Origin of the sequence: Salmonella sp. SA15303, from assembly GCF_029962125.1 — a bacterium.
GTDB lineage: Bacteria > Pseudomonadota > Gammaproteobacteria > Enterobacterales > Enterobacteriaceae > Salmonella > Salmonella enterica.
Genome location: NZ_CP123924.1, coordinates 3,175,245 through 3,192,459 on the forward strand (window position 1 = coordinate 3,175,245; position 17,215 = coordinate 3,192,459).

Consider the following 17,215-nt stretch of genomic DNA (forward strand, 5'->3'; position numbering starts at 1 on the left):
TAAAAATAACATATTTCCTTCCTACAATGAATACGAATATCATGAAAATGTGATCAATGGATAAAACAATGCAACATAGCACTGGAGGGAGTATGAGTCGTATATTAAATACAGAAATTATCATTCCGGTTATCGAAAAACTTGTAAAAAAAGCTTGTTATGAACTGGATGATAATCTCATGTGTTCTTTTCGTAAAGCATATGATAAAGAAGAGTCAAAGATCGGCAAGGAAACCATTAAGATATTAATTGATAATGGAGAGTATGCAAAAAAAGAACAACTTGCATGCTGCCATGATACCGGCACTTGTATCGTTATAATGGAAATTGGACAACATGTATGCTGGGAAGGTAAGCCGCTTAAAGATCAGGTGAACCAGGGTGTTCGCCAGGGCTATGAAAATGGATACTTAAGAAAATCCATGGTTGCAGATCCATTAGAACGTATTAATACTAATGATAATACTCCTGCAATTTTACATACTGAAATTGTTGATGGTGACCGAGTGACAATTACCGTTATGCCAAAGGGCGGCGGTAGCGAAAATATGGGAACTTTTAAAACATTGCTTCCCGGCGATGGTATTGATGGTATAAAAGATTTTGTTCTGGAAACTGTCCGTCGTGTAGGAGGCAATCCATGCCCTCCTTATATTATTGGTATCGGCATTGGCGGTACGATGGATCACTGTTCGTGGATGGCGAAGAAAGCATTATTACGCCCTCTTGGTGAGTTCAATGCTAAACCACTTTATGCCCAGCTCGAAGCTGAATTATTAGAGGCCGTGAATAATACAGGGATCGGCCCTTTAGGTATGGGCGGGCGTATTACGGCGTTAGGCGTGCATGTCGATTACTATCCTTGCCATATCACTGCACTGCCAGTCGCAATCAATTTCCAATGTAATGCAAGCCGCCACGCTAGTGAAATCATTTAATACCTGGAGAAGCTATGATGGAATTAACATTACCATTGACTAAAGAGAAAGCGAAAACTCTTAAGGTCGGCGATATATTATTTCTCACTGGATTTGCTTACACCTGCCGTGACGCCGCGCATAAAAAAATCGAAGTAGCGCTTAGTAACGGAGAAAAATCACCGGTCGATTTTCAAAACCAAACGATTTACTATGCTGGCCCCTGCCCTGCCAGACCTGGTTTACCTATTGGCTCCAACGGTCCTACAACGGCCGCGCGTATGGACCCATTTGTAGAAATGATGTTTCAACAAGGGGCAACTGCGTTTCTTGGCAAAGGCGATCGTGCTGATTATGTCGCTGAGCTTTGTAAAAAATACGGTGGGGTTTCGCTACTCGGGATTGGAGGAGCGTCTGCAATTAATACAAAACATGTTAAATCAGTAGAAATTGTTGCCTACGAAGAATTAGGAACAGAATCCATTAAGAAGTTATATTTTGACCGCTATAGAGTCATTGTAGGAATTGATTCGGAAGGAAATACCCTCCAGAAGCAGGAAGTACCTAAGTACGCCAAATAATAATACATTAATATTGGCAATACCGGTCCGGTAGGCTGTTACCGGACCGATATGTTTTCTATCCTGCACTTCACTACAGGATAGAAACTAAACTTAGCCGCGACGGGCTTTTACCGCTGCCGACAACTGACGAAGCAGCGCATCGGTATCTTCCCAGCCAATACAGGCGTCAGTAATGCTTTTACCGTAGGTCAGCGGCTGACCGCTTTCCAGACTCTGGTTTCCTTCTACCAGATGACTCTCTACCATCACGCCAATAATCGCTTTTTCACCGCCCGCTATCTGCTGACAGACATCGGCGCAAACCTCCATCTGCTTTTGAAATTGCTTACAGGAGTTGGCATGGCTGAAATCGATCATGACCTGCGGCGTCAGTCCCGCTTTGGTGAGGCCTTCTTTCACCTCAGCAACATGCTGCGCGCTATAGTTTGGCGCTTTACCGCCGCGCAGAATGATATGGCAGTCGCCGTTGCCGCTGGTATTCACAATCGCCGAATGACCCCATTTAGTGACGGAGAGGAAGCAATGCGGCGCGCCGGCGGCGTTGATGGCGTCAATGGCGACTTTAATCGTGCCATCAGTACCATTTTTAAAACCGACCGGACAAGAGAGGCCAGACGCCAGTTCGCGATGAACCTGGGATTCAGTAGTCCGCGCGCCAATGGCGCCCCAGCTCATCAGATCGGCCAGATATTGCGGCGTGATCATATCGAGGAATTCGCCGGCGGCAGGCAGACCGCTGTCGTTAATATCCAGCAGCAGTTTGCGCGCAATACGCAGACCGTCGTTAATCTGGAAGCTGTTATCCATGTGCGGATCGTTAATCAGCCCTTTCCAGCCGACGGTGGTACGCGGTTTCTCAAAATAGACGCGCATGACAATTTCAAGCTCGCCTTGAAGCTCATCGCGTAGCGCCAGCAAACGGGCGGCATACTCTTTCGCCGCTGCCGGATCATGAATTGAACAAGGACCGATCACCACCAGCAGACGATCGTCATTGCCTTTGAGAATTTTATGGATGGCTTTGCGCGCGTGAGCAACGGTATTTGCTGCATTTTCCGTGGCGGGAAACTTTTCCAGCAGCGCGACCGGAGGTAATAACTCGTTGATTTCTTTAATGCGTAAATCGTCGTTCTGATAATTCATGTTTATTCCAGTGTTGCCGTACTTATCCCAATGAATGCAATCCCTCCAATCTATCTCTTCAATTAAATAGTGTAAACGGGCTTTTACACTTTGAACGGAATAATCCTGGAATTCAGGAAAAAAACGCACAAATGTAGCGAAAAATGGGATCTAACCTACACTTTTTAACTGTAACCACTCTGTTTATGAATTATTGCAAGATTCTCTGCTGCGTTAACCCGCGGCGGCGAACGTTTTTTATCCCTTATTTGAGGATTTGACTGACACGTGCACTGTTGGAAGAGGTTATCCGACATATCCACCATAACAGGAGCATCTTATGAAAATGACAAAACTGACTACGCTTTTACTCACCGCTACCCTCGGCCTTGCCAGCGGCGCAGCGTTAGCTGCTGAATCTAACGCGCAATCCAGTAATGGCCAGGCGAACTCGGCGGCAAATGCCGGTCAGGTTGCCCCGGGCGCCCGCCAGAATGTGGCGCCGAATGATGTGAATAACAACGACATCAATACCAACGGCAACACTAACAGCACGATGCAGCATCCAGACGGTTCAACCATGAATCATGACGGAATGACCAAGGATGAAGAGCATAAAAATACCATGTGTAAAGACGGTCGCTGCCCGGATATTAATAAAAAAGTGGAAACCGGTAATGGCGTCAATAATGACGTGAATACCAAAACCGACGGTACCACACAGTAATGCAGAAAAAAGTCTGATAACGGGAGAGCTTTCGCTCTCCTTTTTATTTTGTCAGCGAAAAATCAGTATGATGTCTACAGTATTGATGAGAATAACAAAGGAATGACGTTATGGCGCACTCACACTCTCATGCCGATTCACACCTGCCGAAAGATAATAATGCTCGTCGCCTGCTTTTCGCCTTTATCGTCACTGCCGGATTTATGCTCCTTGAGGTGGTGGGCGGGATATTCTCCGGCTCTCTGGCGTTGTTGGCGGATGCGGGACATATGCTCACCGACGCGGCGGCCCTTCTCTTTGCGCTGCTGGCGGTTCAATTTTCCCGTCGTCCCCCGACTGTTCGCCACACTTTTGGCTGGCTAAGACTCACCACACTGGCGGCTTTTGTGAATGCCATTGCGTTGGTGGTCATTACCCTTCTCATTGTCTGGGAAGCGATAGAGCGCTTTTACACGCCACGTCCGGTGGCGGGCAATCTGATGATGGTGATTGCGGTTGCGGGTCTGTTGGCGAACCTGTTTGCGTTCTGGATTCTCCATCGGGGAAGCGATGAAAAAAACCTGAACGTGCGCGCTGCCGCGCTACATGTGATGGGCGATTTGCTGGGTTCCGTCGGCGCAATAGTCGCCGCGCTGATCATTATCTGGACGGGCTGGACGCCAGCGGACCCGATTCTCTCTATTCTGGTTTCGGTACTGGTGTTACGCAGCGCCTGGCGTTTGTTAAAAGATAGCGTCAACGAATTGCTGGAAGGCGCGCCGGTTTCGCTGGATATTAATGCCTTACAGCGCCATTTAAGCCGGGAAATCCCCGAAGTCCGTAACGTACACCATGTGCATGTCTGGATGGTCGGCGAAAAACCGGTCATGACATTGCACGCTCAGGTCATTCCGCCACACGACCATGATGCGCTGCTGGAACGTATCCAGGATTTCCTGATGCACGAATACCATATTGCGCACGCTACGATTCAGATGGAATATCAAGTGTGTCACGGCCCGGACTGTCATCTGAATCAGACGCCATCCGGGCATGTTCATCACCATTAACGGGAAAGCGCGCGCGATCCTCGCTCCCGCGCGCTGTTTATCCACAGGCGACTACCGTTCACGGCGATCAATGTCAGGATCAGATATTCCAGCGACATCGCATAGACGCCCTGCAAAGCAAAAATCACCACACTGATTACGTTGATTATCACCCACAGGAGCCAGTTTTCGACATATTTGCGTGTCATCAAAATCATCGCCACGATAGACAGCACCATCATGCAAGAGTCCCAGAACGGGAAAGCGTCCGGTTGCAGTACAGGCATTGTCACCTGTAACCCCAGCATCTGCATAATGGCGACGGCCACGCGCGTCAGGACGGCGAATACGGGATCGATATATCGCGTCATCAAACCGATAGCTATCACACATATCGCCAGCCATGCCATTGCTTTTGGCAACGGCAGCCAGCGGATTTTAAGCTCGGCTTGATTATCCTTTGTTTGCCGCGACCACGCATACCAGCCATAAATATTGGCGGCAAAGAAAAAGAGTTGCAGCAACAGGCTGGCATAAAGCTGGATCTGAAAGAAAATAATCGCAAACAGGGTAACGTTAACCAGTCCAAAAAAGTAGTTGCTGATCTTCTCCAGACTGGCAAGCCAAATACAGAGCAGGCCGGCGATGGTTCCTACCGCTTCGATCCACGAGAGATCGTACCCGCCAGCGCCAATCGGAATATGAATCAGTATGTTGTGCGTACTAAAAAAATCCATTCTCTCCCCCAAAGATTTCCGTCTTTACGCCCGAAGTGTAGCCGCAAAATCCAGCATCCGGTTTAGCGGCAGTAATGCGCCCTCGCGTAGCGCCGCATCAACCTGTATTTCATGCGCCGCGCCTCCCTGCTCCAGCCCTTCAGCAATGGCTTTCAGGCCATTCATCGCCATCCACGGACAGTGCGCGCAGCTACGGCAGGTCGCCCCCTCGCCAGCCGTGGGCGCTTCAAGCAGTTCTTTTTCAGGCACCGCCTGCTGCATTTTGTAGAAGATGCCGCGATCGGTCGCCACGATAAGCTGTCTGTGCGGCAGCGTTTTTGCCGCCTTAATAAGCTGACTGGTGGAGCCCACCGCATCGGCCATCTCGACAATGGACTGCGGCGATTCAGGGTGAACCAGAAGAGCGGCATCGGGATAGATTTTTTTTAAACGGGTCAACGCCTGAGTTTTAAACTCGTCATGCACGATACACGCTCCTTGCCAGCACAGTACATCGGCCCCGGTCTGTTTTTGCACGTAATTCCCCAGGTGTCTGTCCGGCGCCCAGATAATTTTTTCCCCCAAACTATCCAGATGCTCAATCAGTTCTACGGCGATACTGGAGGTCACAACCCAGTCCGCACGCGCTTTAACAGCAGCCGAGGTGTTAGCATAGACCACTACGGTTCTGTCAGGGTGCGCATCACAAAAAGCGCTAAATTCGTCTATTGGGCAGCCTAAATCCAGCGAACATTCCGCCGCCAGGGTAGGCATAAGAATGGTCTTTTCCGGGCTGAGGATTTTGGCGGTTTCCCCCATAAACCGTACGCCCGCTACCAGCAGCGTGGATGCGGCGTGCTTCGTGCCGAAACGGGCCATTTCCAGTGAGTCGGAAATACAGCCGCCGGTTTCTTCTGCTAACTGTTGAATTTCCGGATCGGTGTAGTAGTGCGCCACCATGACGGCATTGCGCTCTTTGAGCAACCGCTTGATTTTCTCACGATAAAATTGCTTTTCGTCGTCGTTCAACGGCGTTGGTTTCGGCGGGAACGGGTAGATTGCGGCTTGTGGGTCAAACATTACGCTCATCGTGGCTTCTCGTTTTACTGACTTAACGAAACAACCGAATGAAAGCGTAATAAACGCCACAATCGGTTAATTTGTTTTATATGCTAAACAAGATAGCTGATTCAATAAGGAAAGTCACAATAATTACGTAGCCCCGTATCTGATGGCGGCGTAACGTCTTATCTGGCCTACGTGAGCGGTGCCGTCTGTAGGCCTGATAAGCGCAGCGCATCAGGCAAGACCCGAACCTGCGACAGGTTCGAATCTTCCATATTGCAGATAGCAAAAAGGCGCCGCCAGCGCCCTCTTTTACATTGGTGGGTCGTGCAGGATGACTCGCTTCGCTCGCCCTTCGGGCCGTCGCCGTAAACGGCTCCGTTGTCTCACTGCATGAGACCCGAACCTGCGGCAGGTTCGAATCTTCATATTGCAGATAGCAAAAAAGCGCCTTTAGGGCGCTTTTTTACATTGGTGGGTCGTGCAGGATGACTCGCTTTGCTCGCCCTTCGGGCCGTCGCCGCAAGCGGCTCCGTTGTCTCACTACGTGAGACCCGAACCTGCGGCAGGTTCGAATCTTCCATATCGCAGATAGCAAAAAAGCGCCTTTAGGGCGCTTTTTTACATTGGTGGGTCGTGCAGGATTCGAACCTGCGACCAATTGATTAAAAGTCAACTGCTCTACCAACTGAGCTAACGACCCCTTGGATAAGGGTTACTGCTTCAATCATTCAGGATGGTGGGTCGTGCAGGATGACTCGGCTTCGCCTCGCCCTTCGGGCCGTTGCTAAAGCAACGTTAACCTTCACGTTCTCTACCAGTTACCACCTTGTATATTGGTGGGTCGTGCAGGATTCGAACCTGCGACCAATTGATTAAAAGTCAACTGCTCTACCAACTGAGCTAACGACCCATACGGTGGGACTACCTGAAATATTTTTACTCGGCACCAATTAGAAAATTGGTGGGTCGTGCAGGATTCGAACCTGCGACCAATTGATTAAAAGTCAACTGCTCTACCAACTGAGCTAACGACCCGAGTGGTGGGTGATGACGGGATCGAACCGCCGACCCCCTCCTTGTAAGGGAGGTGCTCTCCCAGCTGAGCTAATCACCCGATACTACGCTGGATATTACTGACTAACCGAAGTTAGTGGTGTGCAGGATGACTCGGCTTCGCCTCGCCCTACAGGCCGTTGCTGACGCAACGTCATCCTTCACGTTTTATTCTCGTTTCCACCGAACGATTGGTGGGTCGTGCAGGATTCGAACCTGCGACCAATTGATTAAAAGTCAACTGCTCTACCAACTGAGCTAACGACCCACTTTTGCGTTGCTTTCGAGTTGTTTAATATCCCGTGGCAACGGCGGCATATATTACTGATTTCAGATTTGAGCGCAACAAAAATTTCGACGCAGAGGGCTCAACTGCTTAGGAATCGCACGACGCGACCAGAAAAAAGGCGTTTTCTGGTCGCATGGTACGCATTACATCGCGTTAAGACGCTTCTGCGCCTGTTTCGCGCCATCAGTGCCTGGATATTTGTTAATCACCTGCTGATAAACTGCTTTCGCTTTTGCCGTATCACCTTTGTCCTGCATGATAACGCCAACTTTGTACATCGCGTCCGCAGCCTTCGGCGACTTAGGATAGTTTTTTACTACCGAGGCGAAATAATAGGCGGCGTCATCTTTTTTACCCTTGTTGTAATTCAACTGGCCCAGCCAATAATTGGCGTTCGGCTGATAAGTAGAATCAGGGTATTTCTTGATGAAGTTCTGAAACGCCACAATCGCATCATCCTGGCGAGACTTATCCTGCACCAGCGCAATTGCCGCATTGTAATCGGTATTCGCATCGCCACTTTGTACCGGCGCCCCTGAGGTTGCCGTACCGGCATCCGGGGCGGGGGTCGCAGTGGTTGCCGCCCCGCTCTGGTCACCAGCTGCTGGCTGCGCTGCGCCGCCATTATTTAAGCTCCCCAGCTGCAGCATAATTTGCTTCTGGCGCTCCATCACCTGATTCAGTTGATACTGATTTTCCTGGATTTGGCCGCGCAAAGAATCGATATCGGACTGATTATCGGAGAGCTGCTGCTGAAGTTGGGTTAAAAGCTGGCTGTGAGCGTTAGAGATACGCTCAAGTTGAGTGACGCGGTCTTCGACCGAGCCTGAGCCGACACTACTGATTGGCGCCTGAGCAAAAGCGGCCCAGGGGGCCGCTATGCCAACCAGTAACGACAGACTCAACAGGTGATGTCTGAAGTTACTGCTCATGCAATTCTCTTAGTAAACCAGTACAGCGCGACGGTTCTTAGCGTAAGCCGCTTCGTCGTGGCCCAGTACGGCAGGTTTTTCTTTACCGTAAGAAACGATGGAGATCTGGTCAGCGGAAACGCCTTTACCCTGCAGGTACATTTTAACGGCGTTAGCACGACGTTCGCCCAGGGAGATGTTGTACTCAGGCGTACCACGTTCGTCCGCGTGACCTTCTACGGTGACTTTGTAAGACGGGTTGCTACGCAGGAAGTTAGCGTGCGCATCCAGCATTGCCGCGAAGTCAGAACGGATATCGTACTTGTCGAGATCGAAGTAAACGATGTTGTTCTGCTGCAGCTGCTGCATCTGCAGACGCGCTTGCTCTTCAGATGACATGTTGCCGTTGCCGTTAGCGTCCATACCAGTGCCGGCGCCGTTCAGCATGCCGCCTTCGCTACCGTCATTGCTGGCGTTCTTGTTGGAAGAACATGCCGCGATTGCCATAACAGGCAGGGCAATCATCAGGCCCTTCAGCACTTTGTTCAGTTGCATTTCTTTAATTCCTTTAGTAATCAATTAATTATTATCACAGATACGGCGACCAGGCAGGCGATTTCACCTGACCATCAGTTGCCGGAAGACGCGCTTTGAAACGCCCATCTGTAGAAACCAAATTCAGCACAGATCCCATCCCCTGAGAAGAGCTGTAGATTACCATCGTGCCGTTAGGTGCCAGACTTGGCGTTTCATCCAGGAACGTTGACGACAGAACCTGTACGCCACCCGTCACCAGATCTTGTTTGGCAATGTGCTGCTGCCCGTTATTTGAGCTTACCATTACCATAAATTTACCGTCGCTGCTGACATCCGCATCCTGGTTTTGCGAACCTTCCCAGGTAATACGCTGCGCCGCACCGCCGTTAATGTTCATTTTATACACTTGCGGACGTCCAGCCTGGTCAGAAGTAAAGGCCAGAGTCTGGCTGTCCGGGAACCAGGTCGGCTCCGTATTGTTGCTACGGCCGTCCGTTATCTGACGAATCTGACCGGAGGCGAGATCCATAACGTACAGGTTCAGACTTCCGGTTTTCGATAACGCGAACGCCAGTTTCGTCCCATCCGGCGAGAAGGCCGGCGCGCCGTTGTGACGCGGGAAGGACGCAACCTGACGCACTGCGCCGTTTGCCAGCGTCTGGATAACCAGCGCGGAGCGACCGCTTTCAAATGTCACGTAAGCCAGTTTTGAGCCGTCCGGAGACCACGCCGGAGACATCAACGGCTGCGGAGAACGGTGCACCACAAACTGATTGTAACCATCGTAATCCGACACACGCAGTTCATACGGGAACTGACCGCCGTTAGTCTGTACCACATAGGCGATACGAGTACGGAACGCGCCCTTAATGCCCGTCAGTTTTTCAAAGACTTCGTCACTGGCGGTATGGCCTGCATAACGCAGCCACTGCTTGTTCACTTTATAAGAGTTTTGCGCCAGTACAGTTCCCGGCGCGCCGCCAGTGTCAACCAGCTGATAAGCAACATTGTAGGAACCGTCCGGATTCGGCGTTACCTGCCCAACGACGACGGCATCAATACCCAGCGCAGACCATGCGGTAGGCTGAACTTCCTGAGCGGTGGCTGGCTGCTGCGGCAGTCGGGACCGGTCTAACGGATTAAATTTACCGCTGTTGCGTAAATCTGCCGCCACGATGCCGCCGATATCTTCAGGCGCAGCGCCCGGCCCGGCCCATTTAAAAGGCACAACGCCAATCGGTCGCGCCGAGTCCACCCCCTGGGTGATCTCGATACGGACTTCTGCGTGCAGCACCGCCGCCCACAGCATCAGAAAACCAAATGCTACTCGTAATGCCTGCTTCATCATATCTCCCATACCTGGGCCTGCGACCCACGATAATTTAGCAGAATGTTAACAAACTCAAATACACAAAACCACCAGGACCAGTAACAACTCAACTGCTCCAACTTCCATAAAGAAAAGTATCTACAGTTTAAAGTCTAGTTTGGCATCCTTTATTTTCTCATAAACAGCCTGGCTTGGCGGTTTAGGAATTTTCGCGGTTTTTGCCGCCATTAACGCCGCCTGACAAAGCGCCGGATCGCCGCCCTCAGACGTAATGCTTTTTAATGAGCCATCCGGCGCCAGGCTAATATGCAAGACACATTGTTTGCCCTGATACAGGCTCGCATCATACAGACGGCTCTGAATGGCGACCTGAATCTGTTTCGCGTAGGCGCTGATATCAGCGCCTGTCGCCCCACCGTTAGCGCCCGATGTACCGCTATCTTTCGATGGCTGGCCATTCCCTTTCGCGCCGCCGCCGGTTTTCGGCGCATTCTTACCCGAGCTGAGATCGCCAAGCAGATCATCGACGCCTTCTGCGGCGGCCGCTTTTTCGGCAGCCGCTTTCTTCTTAGCGTCCGCCGCTGCTTTCGCCGCCGCGGCATCCGCTTTCTTCTTCGCCTCCGCCGCCGCTTTCGCCGCCTCGGCATCCGCTTTCTTCTTCGCCTCCGCCGCTGCTTTCGCCGCTTCGGCCTCCGCTTTCTTCTTCGCCTCCGCCGCTGCTTTCGCCGCTTCGGCCTCTGCTTTCTTCTTCGCGTCCGCCGCTGCTTTCGCCGCTTCGGCTTCCGCTTTCTTCTTCGCGTCCGCTGCCGCTTTTACCGCCTCGGCCTCTGCTTTCTTCTTCGCGTCCGCCGCCGCTTTCGCCGCCTCGGCCTCCGCTTTTTTCTTCGCGTCCGCCGCCGCTTTCGCCGCTTCTTCGGCCTGTTGCTGCTGCTGTTGCGCCAGTTTTGCTGCTTCTTCAGCCTGCTTTTGCTGCTCCTGAGCCGCTAAACGTTCTTTCTCAAGTTGTTTCAACCGCTCCTGTTCGGCAGCCTGCTTCTGCTGCAGCTCCTCTGCTTGCTGCTGTTGCAGCTTTTTACGCTCTTCTTCCGCGCGTCTGGCGCTGGCCTGTTGATCCTGCTGACGGTTGTACTGCTGCACAACGGCGCCAGGATCGACCATCACCGCGTCGATAGCGGAACCACCGCCGCCGCCGGCAGAAGCCTCTATATGCTCATCAAACGAACTCCAGATCAGCACTGCAAATAAGATGATATGCAGCACGGCTGAAATAATTATCGCCCGTTTGAGCTTGTCGTTTTGTTCGGTTGCCTTTGACACTCTCGGTTCCCAAAAAACTGTTCGCCTGTTACTCGCCGTCTTTCAAGCCAACGGGACGCAGACTTCAGATTGGCTGCGTCATTAAGCCAACCGATTTTACGCCCGCGCTGTGTAACAAGTTCAGCGCTTTAATTATTTCATCGTACGGCACCTCTTTCGCGCCGCCGATTAAAAAGACTGTTTTCGGATTAGCCTGCAGATGACGCTTTACTTCTGCGATCACCTGTTCAGACGGCAGTTGATCCATTCGATCTTTATCAACCACTACGCTGTATTGCCCTACTCCGGAAACCTCAATAATGACCGGTGGATCGTCGTTACTACTGACCGCCTGCGACTGATTCGCCTCCGGTAAGTCGACTTCCACGCTCTGGGTAATGATCGGCGCGGTTGCCATAAAGATCAGCAGCAGCACCAACAGTACGTCGAGTAGCGGTACGATATTGATTTCGGACTTAAGTTCGCGACGACCTCGTCCACGCGTTCTGGCCATGGCTTACCCCTTGTTGCTTTCGCTTACGGTAAACGCCTGGCGGTGCAGAATCGCGGTGAACTCTTCCATAAAGTTGTCGTAATTCAGTTCCAGCTTGTTCACGCGCTGATTCAGTCGGTTGTAAGCCATAACCGCAGGGATAGCGGCAAACAGACCAATCGCCGTGGCAATCAATGCTTCGGCAATACCCGGTGCAACCATTTGCAGAGTCGCCTGTTTCACCGCGCCCAGGGCGATAAACGCATGCATAATCCCCCATACGGTGCCAAACAGACCGATATAAGGACTGATAGAGCCTACCGTGCCAAGAAACGGGATATGCGTTTCCAGCGTTTCCAGCTCTCGGTTCATGGAGATGCGCATCGCACGCGACGCCCCCTCTACCACTGCCTCCGGCGCATGGCTGTTGGCGCGATGGAGCCGGACAAACTCTTTGAACCCGCTATAAAAGATTTGTTCCGAGCCCGACAGACTATCGCGTCTCCCCTGGCTTTCCTGGTACAGACGCGATAGTTCGATTCCGGACCAGAATTTATCTTCAAACGCTTCCGCCTCACGCGCAGCGGCGTTCAGGATACGCGTTCGCTGGATAATGATGGCCCAGGATGCTATTGAAAAACCAATCAAAATCAACATGATAAGTTTAACCAGAAGGCTTGCCTTCAGGAACAAATCAAGGATATTCATGTCAGTCACTGCTTAAACTCCGCGACAATAGACTTAGGAAGCGCACGAGGCTTCATTTTGAGTGGATCAACGCAAACAATCAGAACCTCTGCTTCATTTAGCAGCGTGTTCTCTGCGTTGACAATGCGTTGCGTGAAAACCAAAGCGGTGCCACGCATTGACGTAATTTCTGTTTGAACTTCAAGCATATCGTCGAGCCGCGCAGGCGCATAGTATTCCAGCGTCATCTTGCGCACCACAAAGGCGACCCGCTCCGCCAGCAGCACCTGTTGGCTGAAGTGATGGTGACGCAGCATCTCCGTGCGCGCTCTTTCATAAAAAGCGACATAGCTGGCGTGATAAACCACACCGCCGGCGTCCGTGTCTTCGTAATAAACTCGAATTGGCCATCGAAACATATACTTATTCATCCCTGCAGCCTCTTTGTTGGCGTCATCCGCTTGCCGCCGTAATGCCTCAAGAATGCCGTTGTATATCGCCTTGTATTCACTTTACATCCCGGTAATGCAACAAAAGTAGAGCTTTTAAACGTTGCTACTATACGCGTGGGAATGAGGCTTGGGAATGGGGGGAAGTTAAGGGAGAGTAAAAATATATGGGCTTATGCAAGCCCCTATATTTTTAAGGAGGTTTCTTATTCACAAGAAGAAGAAAATCAGGCCGACGATAAGGACGATATCCGCAAGGAGCGGACAAAAAATCCCTTGCCAGTGTACGGATTCAGGGCGAAAACCCACGCCGTGGATTATGCCTGCGCAAACCGCCCACATCAGCAATAATCCGTGCCAGATTTCAAGCGTGCTGGTCCTGGCGGCAAACCGTGACGGGTCCCAGAACATACATCCTGCCAGCACTATCGCCATCACGAAGGAAAGCGCCCTTAACGGGCGCTTGTCCATTACCGCATACAGTTTTGCGATAATATGGGTCATTAGCTTTCTTCTTGACCGGTTTTACCCGCTTCAACGTGCTCAAGCGCCAGGGCGGTAATGATCCCGAATGCACAGGCAAGAAGCGTTCCCAGAATCCATGCGAAATACCACATTTTAAGCTCCTTACTTAGTACAGAGAGTGGGTGTTGCTTTCAATATGTTCTTTAGTGATACGACCGAACATTTTCCAGTAACACCAGCTGGTGTAGATCAGAATGATCGGTACGAACACCGCCGCAACCCAGGTCATCAGGTTCAGCGTCATCTGGCTGGATGTTGCATCCCACATGGTCAGACTGGCATTCATCATCGTGCTGGACGGCATCACAAATGGGAACATAGCGATACCCGCCGTCAGAATAATGCAGGCCAGGGTCAGCGAAGAGAACAGGAATGCCCACGCGCCTTTCTCCATACGGGAAGTCAGGATAGTCAGCAGCGGCAGAACCACGCCCAGAGCCGGAACCAACCACAGGATCGGAGCATTATTAAAGTTCACCAGCCAGGCGCCGGCTTCGCGCGCCACTTCTTTAGTCAGCGGGTTAGAGGCGGCATGATGATCAATCGCGGATGTCACGACATAACCATCAATACCATACATTACCCAAACGCCCGCCAGCGCAAAGCACACTAATGTCACCAGCGCCGCAATCTGCGAGGTGGCGCGCGCGCGCAGGTGCAGTTCGCCAACGGTACGCATTTGCAGGTAAGTCGCCCCCTGCGTGATGATCATCCCTACGCTTACGATGCCCGCCAGCAGACCAAACGGGTTCAGCAACTGGAAGAAGTTACCGGTGTAGTACAGACGCAGATACTCATCCACGTGGAACGGTACGCCCTGCAACAGGTTGCCAAAGGCCACGCCAATCACCAGCGGCGGCACAAAGCTACCGATGAACACGCCCCAGTCCCACATGTTGCGCCAGCGCGGGTCTTCAATCTTGGAACGGTAATCAAAACCGACCGGACGGAAGAACAAAGACGCCAGCACCAGGATCATCGCCACATAGAAACCGGAGAACGCCGCAGCGTAAACCATCGGCCAGGCAGCAAACAACGCGCCGCCCGCGGTGATCAACCACACCTGGTTACCGTCCCAGTGCGGGGCGATAGAGTTAATCATAATTCGACGTTCGGTGTCGTTACGACCGAGGAAACGGGTGAGCATCCCCACCCCCATGTCGAACCCATCGGTGACAGCGAAACCAATTAGCAAAATGCCAACCAGCAGCCACCAGATAAAACGTAGTACTTCATAATCGATCATTTGACGACTCCTGTCTTAGCGTGCCGGCTGAGAAGTCACGGTGGACTGCTCAAAGTGATAGCGACCGGTTTTCAGGCTGCTTGGGCCAAGGCGTGCAAATTTGAACATCAGGAACAATTCTGCCACCAGGAACAGGGTATACAGGCCGCAAATCAGGAACATGGAGAACAGCAGATCGCCCACGGTCAGCGATGAGTTCGCCACGGCTGTCGGCAACACTTCGCCGATCGCCCACGGCTGACGACCATATTCGGCGACGAACCAACCTGCTTCAACCGCAATCCACGGCAGTGGAATACCGTACAGCGCCGCGCGCAGCAGCCATTTTTTCTCACCGATGCGGTTACGAATCACGCTCCAGAAGGAAAGTGCGATGATCGCCAGCAGCAGGAAGCCGCACGCCACCATGATACGGAAAGCGAAGTACAGCGGCGCAACGCGAGGAATGGAATCTTTCGTCGCTTGCTGGATCTGCGCTTCGGTCGCGTCAGTCACATTAGGCGTATAGCGTTTCAGCAGCAGGCCGTAACCGAGATCTTTCTTCATGCTGTTAAACTGGTCGCGAACGGCCTGGTCGGTAGAACCGGCGCGCAGTTGTTCCAGCAGTTCATAGGCTTTCATCCCGTTACGGATACGCTCTTCATGCTGCACCATGAGATCTTTCAGGCCAATAACCGGCGTGTCCACGGAACGCGTAGCGATAATGCCGAGCGCATAAGGGATCTGAATCGCCAGATGGTTTTCCTGTTTGTCCTGGTCAGGAATGCCGAACAGGGTAAAGGAGGCCGGAGCAGGTTGCGTTTCCCATTCAGCTTCAATCGCAGCGAGCTTGGTTTTCTGCACGTCGCCCATTTCGTAACCGGATTCGTCACCGAGTACGATAACGGACAGTACGGCAGCCATACCGAAGCTGGCAGCAATCGCGAAGGAGCGTTTTGCGAATGCAAAGTCACGGCCTTTCAGCATGTAATAAGCACTGATGCCAAGAATGAACATCGCGCCAGTGACATACCCCGATGCCACCGTGTGAACAAATTTCACCTGGGCAACCGGGTTGAGCACCAGTTCGGAGAAGCTCAGCATCTCCATACGCATGGTTTCGAAGTTGAAATCCGCGGCGATTGGGTTTTGCATCCAGCCGTTCGCAACCAGAATCCACAGTGCGGACAGGTTAGAACCCAGTGCCACCAGCCAGGTGACGCACATATGCTGGACTTTACCCAAACGATCCCAACCGAAGAAGAACAGACCTACAAAGGTGGATTCGAGGAAGAAGGCCATCAAACCTTCGATAGCCAGCGGCGCACCGAAAATATCCCCTACATAGTGGGAATAGTAAGACCAGTTAGTCCCGAACTGGAACTCCATGGTCAGACCGGTAGCCACACCCAGAGCGAAGTTGATACCAAACAACTTGCCCCAGAACTTGGTCATATCTTTATAAATCTGTTTGCCGGAAAGGACGTAGACCGTTTCCATAATGGCCAGCAGGAACGCCATACCGAGCGTTAGCGGCACAAACAGGAAGTGGTACATCGCGGTCAAGGCAAACTGTAAGCGCGACAGTTCGACTATATCTAACATCATGACTCCTTGCTCATCGCATGAAGACTCCGAGAGTGAACCCCGTTAGAAAGGGTCACACGCATGCCCCAATACAAATTTATTTGCGGCCTTCCATCGTACTATCCCCTCGGGAAGGAAACAGTAATGATGAAAAGTTACAAACATGTTAATAAAAAACCCAAATTGATCCCGCAAATATATTACGCCGTAAAACCCTTACAATAAACAGGTTTTTAGTGGGTCAGATTTGCTTTTTTCGACAGCGATCAATTTATGGCTAATCTATCGCTTTTCAGGGAATTTGATCACGGACAATTTAACCAGTTTTGATGCTCTTTTCCAACATTTAAATATTGATTAAAATCAATTTTTGAAGTTAATGTTAATAATGTTTATTCATTGAATGCATGGTGAATTTTTTGTTAACTTTTTGTTTTTGCAAAGAGTAATTTCAAACCCCCTGTAAAAAGAGGCTTATTCGATAAGGCTAAACATTTTGTGCGTTTTTTACTGCCCCGCATCCAGTAAAAAACATTCCACATTGATGTTCAATTATTGCTAAATAGCTCACAGATTTTTTCTGCAGGTTATCAACACTTATTATTTTATACATTTAGTCTATTTTTATTTTACTTATAATTAACACCGCAAAGAAACTATCTCATTGCACA

18 protein-coding genes, 5 tRNA genes and 2 other RNA genes are annotated in these 17,215 nt (G+C 51.1%); 4 read left to right on the top strand and 21 right to left on the bottom strand.

What is annotated here, in order from left to right:
* Positions 1 to 92 precede the first annotated feature (92 nt).
* Positions 93 to 938: a fumarate hydratase gene (locus QEN31_RS15645; RefSeq protein ID WP_000086830.1), complete on the top strand. Its 846-nt coding sequence runs from the start codon at positions 93 to 95 to the stop codon at positions 936 to 938.
* 14 nt (positions 939 to 952) lie between these two features.
* Positions 953 to 1,498, top strand: a complete 546-nt coding sequence (locus tag QEN31_RS15650) for a FumA C-terminus/TtdB family hydratase beta subunit (protein WP_000970374.1) — start codon at positions 953 to 955, stop codon at positions 1,496 to 1,498.
* Positions 1,499 to 1,591: 93 nt separating this feature from the next.
* On the opposite strand, the gene aroG is transcribed toward QEN31_RS15650, so the two are convergent.
* Entirely contained in the window at positions 1,592 to 2,644 is a 1,053-nt protein-coding gene (gene aroG, locus QEN31_RS15655) for a 3-deoxy-7-phosphoheptulonate synthase AroG (RefSeq protein ID WP_001109234.1), read from the bottom strand.
* A 319-nt stretch (positions 2,645 to 2,963) separates the two neighbouring features.
* Between aroG and QEN31_RS15660 the strand changes: the two genes are divergently transcribed.
* Complete coding sequence (locus tag QEN31_RS15660) at positions 2,964 to 3,350, top strand: YbgS-like family protein (protein WP_001623199.1); 387 nt, start codon at positions 2,964 to 2,966, stop codon at positions 3,348 to 3,350.
* 110 nt (positions 3,351 to 3,460) lie between these two features.
* Complete coding sequence (gene zitB, locus QEN31_RS15665) at positions 3,461 to 4,399, top strand: CDF family zinc transporter ZitB (protein ID WP_000951241.1); 939 nt, start codon at positions 3,461 to 3,463, stop codon at positions 4,397 to 4,399.
* Here the strand turns inward: zitB and pnuC are convergent.
* The 20 genes from pnuC to cydA form a co-directional block, all read right to left on the bottom strand.
* Positions 4,396 to 5,115: a nicotinamide riboside transporter PnuC gene (gene pnuC, locus QEN31_RS15670; protein WP_064239919.1), complete on the bottom strand. Its 720-nt coding sequence runs from the start codon at positions 5,113 to 5,115 to the stop codon at positions 4,396 to 4,398. The genes zitB and pnuC overlap by 4 nt on opposite strands.
* Positions 5,116 to 5,139: 24 nt before the next feature.
* The gene (nadA, locus tag QEN31_RS15675) at positions 5,140 to 6,183 is read right to left on the bottom strand and encodes a quinolinate synthase NadA (protein WP_000115347.1); all 1,044 of its coding nucleotides are present in this window, start codon (positions 6,181 to 6,183) and stop codon (positions 5,140 to 5,142) included.
* 294 nt (positions 6,184 to 6,477) lie between these two features.
* Positions 6,478 to 6,602, bottom strand: a non-coding RNA gene (locus QEN31_RS15680) — RtT sRNA.
* Positions 6,603 to 6,631: 29 nt separating this feature from the next.
* Positions 6,632 to 6,757: non-coding RNA, RtT sRNA (locus QEN31_RS15685), on the bottom strand.
* 29 nt (positions 6,758 to 6,786) lie between these two features.
* Positions 6,787 to 6,862 (bottom strand) — tRNA-Lys (locus QEN31_RS15690).
* A 134-nt stretch (positions 6,863 to 6,996) separates the two neighbouring features.
* Positions 6,997 to 7,072 (bottom strand) — tRNA-Lys (locus QEN31_RS15695).
* Between the two features lie 49 nt (positions 7,073 to 7,121).
* Positions 7,122 to 7,197: transfer RNA gene (locus QEN31_RS15700), tRNA-Lys, on the bottom strand.
* 3 nt (positions 7,198 to 7,200) lie between these two features.
* A tRNA-Val gene (locus QEN31_RS15705) sits at positions 7,201 to 7,276 on the bottom strand.
* Positions 7,277 to 7,407: 131 nt separating this feature from the next.
* Positions 7,408 to 7,483 (bottom strand) — tRNA-Lys (locus QEN31_RS15710).
* A 164-nt stretch (positions 7,484 to 7,647) separates the two neighbouring features.
* The gene (gene cpoB / locus QEN31_RS15715) at positions 7,648 to 8,436 is read right to left on the bottom strand and encodes a cell division protein CpoB (protein WP_000097552.1); all 789 of its coding nucleotides are present in this window, start codon (positions 8,434 to 8,436) and stop codon (positions 7,648 to 7,650) included.
* 9 nt (positions 8,437 to 8,445) lie between these two features.
* A complete protein-coding gene (gene pal, locus QEN31_RS15720) occupies positions 8,446 to 8,970 on the bottom strand; it encodes a peptidoglycan-associated lipoprotein Pal (protein WP_001176621.1) in 525 nt (174 codons plus the stop codon).
* A gap of 34 nt (positions 8,971 to 9,004) precedes the next feature.
* Positions 9,005 to 10,297 carry a Tol-Pal system beta propeller repeat protein TolB gene (tolB, locus tag QEN31_RS15725; protein WP_001562341.1) on the bottom strand — a complete coding sequence of 431 codons (1,293 nt, stop codon included), beginning with the start codon at positions 10,295 to 10,297 and terminating at the stop codon, positions 9,005 to 9,007.
* Positions 10,298 to 10,420: 123 nt separating this feature from the next.
* Entirely contained in the window at positions 10,421 to 11,599 is a 1,179-nt protein-coding gene (gene tolA / locus QEN31_RS15730; RefSeq protein WP_000030589.1) for a cell envelope integrity protein TolA, read from the bottom strand.
* Between the two features lie 64 nt (positions 11,600 to 11,663).
* Positions 11,664 to 12,092: a colicin uptake protein TolR gene (gene tolR, locus QEN31_RS15735; protein WP_000124676.1), complete on the bottom strand. Its 429-nt coding sequence runs from the start codon at positions 12,090 to 12,092 to the stop codon at positions 11,664 to 11,666.
* Positions 12,093 to 12,095: 3 nt separating this feature from the next.
* The gene (tolQ, locus tag QEN31_RS15740; RefSeq protein WP_000131318.1) at positions 12,096 to 12,788 is read right to left on the bottom strand and encodes a Tol-Pal system protein TolQ; all 693 of its coding nucleotides are present in this window, start codon (positions 12,786 to 12,788) and stop codon (positions 12,096 to 12,098) included.
* On the bottom strand, positions 12,785 to 13,189 hold the full coding sequence (gene ybgC, locus QEN31_RS15745; RefSeq protein WP_001046240.1) for a tol-pal system-associated acyl-CoA thioesterase: 405 nt from the start codon (positions 13,187 to 13,189) through the stop codon (positions 12,785 to 12,787). The genes tolQ and ybgC overlap by 4 nt, the downstream gene beginning before the upstream one ends.
* 228 nt (positions 13,190 to 13,417) lie before the next feature.
* The gene (gene ybgE / locus QEN31_RS15750; RefSeq protein ID WP_000148790.1) at positions 13,418 to 13,711 is read right to left on the bottom strand and encodes a cyd operon protein YbgE; all 294 of its coding nucleotides are present in this window, start codon (positions 13,709 to 13,711) and stop codon (positions 13,418 to 13,420) included.
* Complete coding sequence (cydX, locus tag QEN31_RS15755) at positions 13,711 to 13,824, bottom strand: cytochrome bd-I oxidase subunit CydX (RefSeq protein WP_000270278.1); 114 nt, start codon at positions 13,822 to 13,824, stop codon at positions 13,711 to 13,713. Before cydX ends, ybgE begins: the two co-directional genes overlap by 1 nt.
* 14 nt (positions 13,825 to 13,838) lie before the next feature.
* On the bottom strand, positions 13,839 to 14,978 hold the full coding sequence (gene cydB / locus QEN31_RS15760; RefSeq protein ID WP_000568258.1) for a cytochrome d ubiquinol oxidase subunit II: 1,140 nt from the start codon (positions 14,976 to 14,978) through the stop codon (positions 13,839 to 13,841).
* A gap of 15 nt (positions 14,979 to 14,993) precedes the next feature.
* The gene (cydA, locus tag QEN31_RS15765) at positions 14,994 to 16,562 is read right to left on the bottom strand and encodes a cytochrome ubiquinol oxidase subunit I (protein ID WP_064240008.1); all 1,569 of its coding nucleotides are present in this window, start codon (positions 16,560 to 16,562) and stop codon (positions 14,994 to 14,996) included.
* Between the last annotated feature and the right edge of the window lie 653 nt (positions 16,563 to 17,215).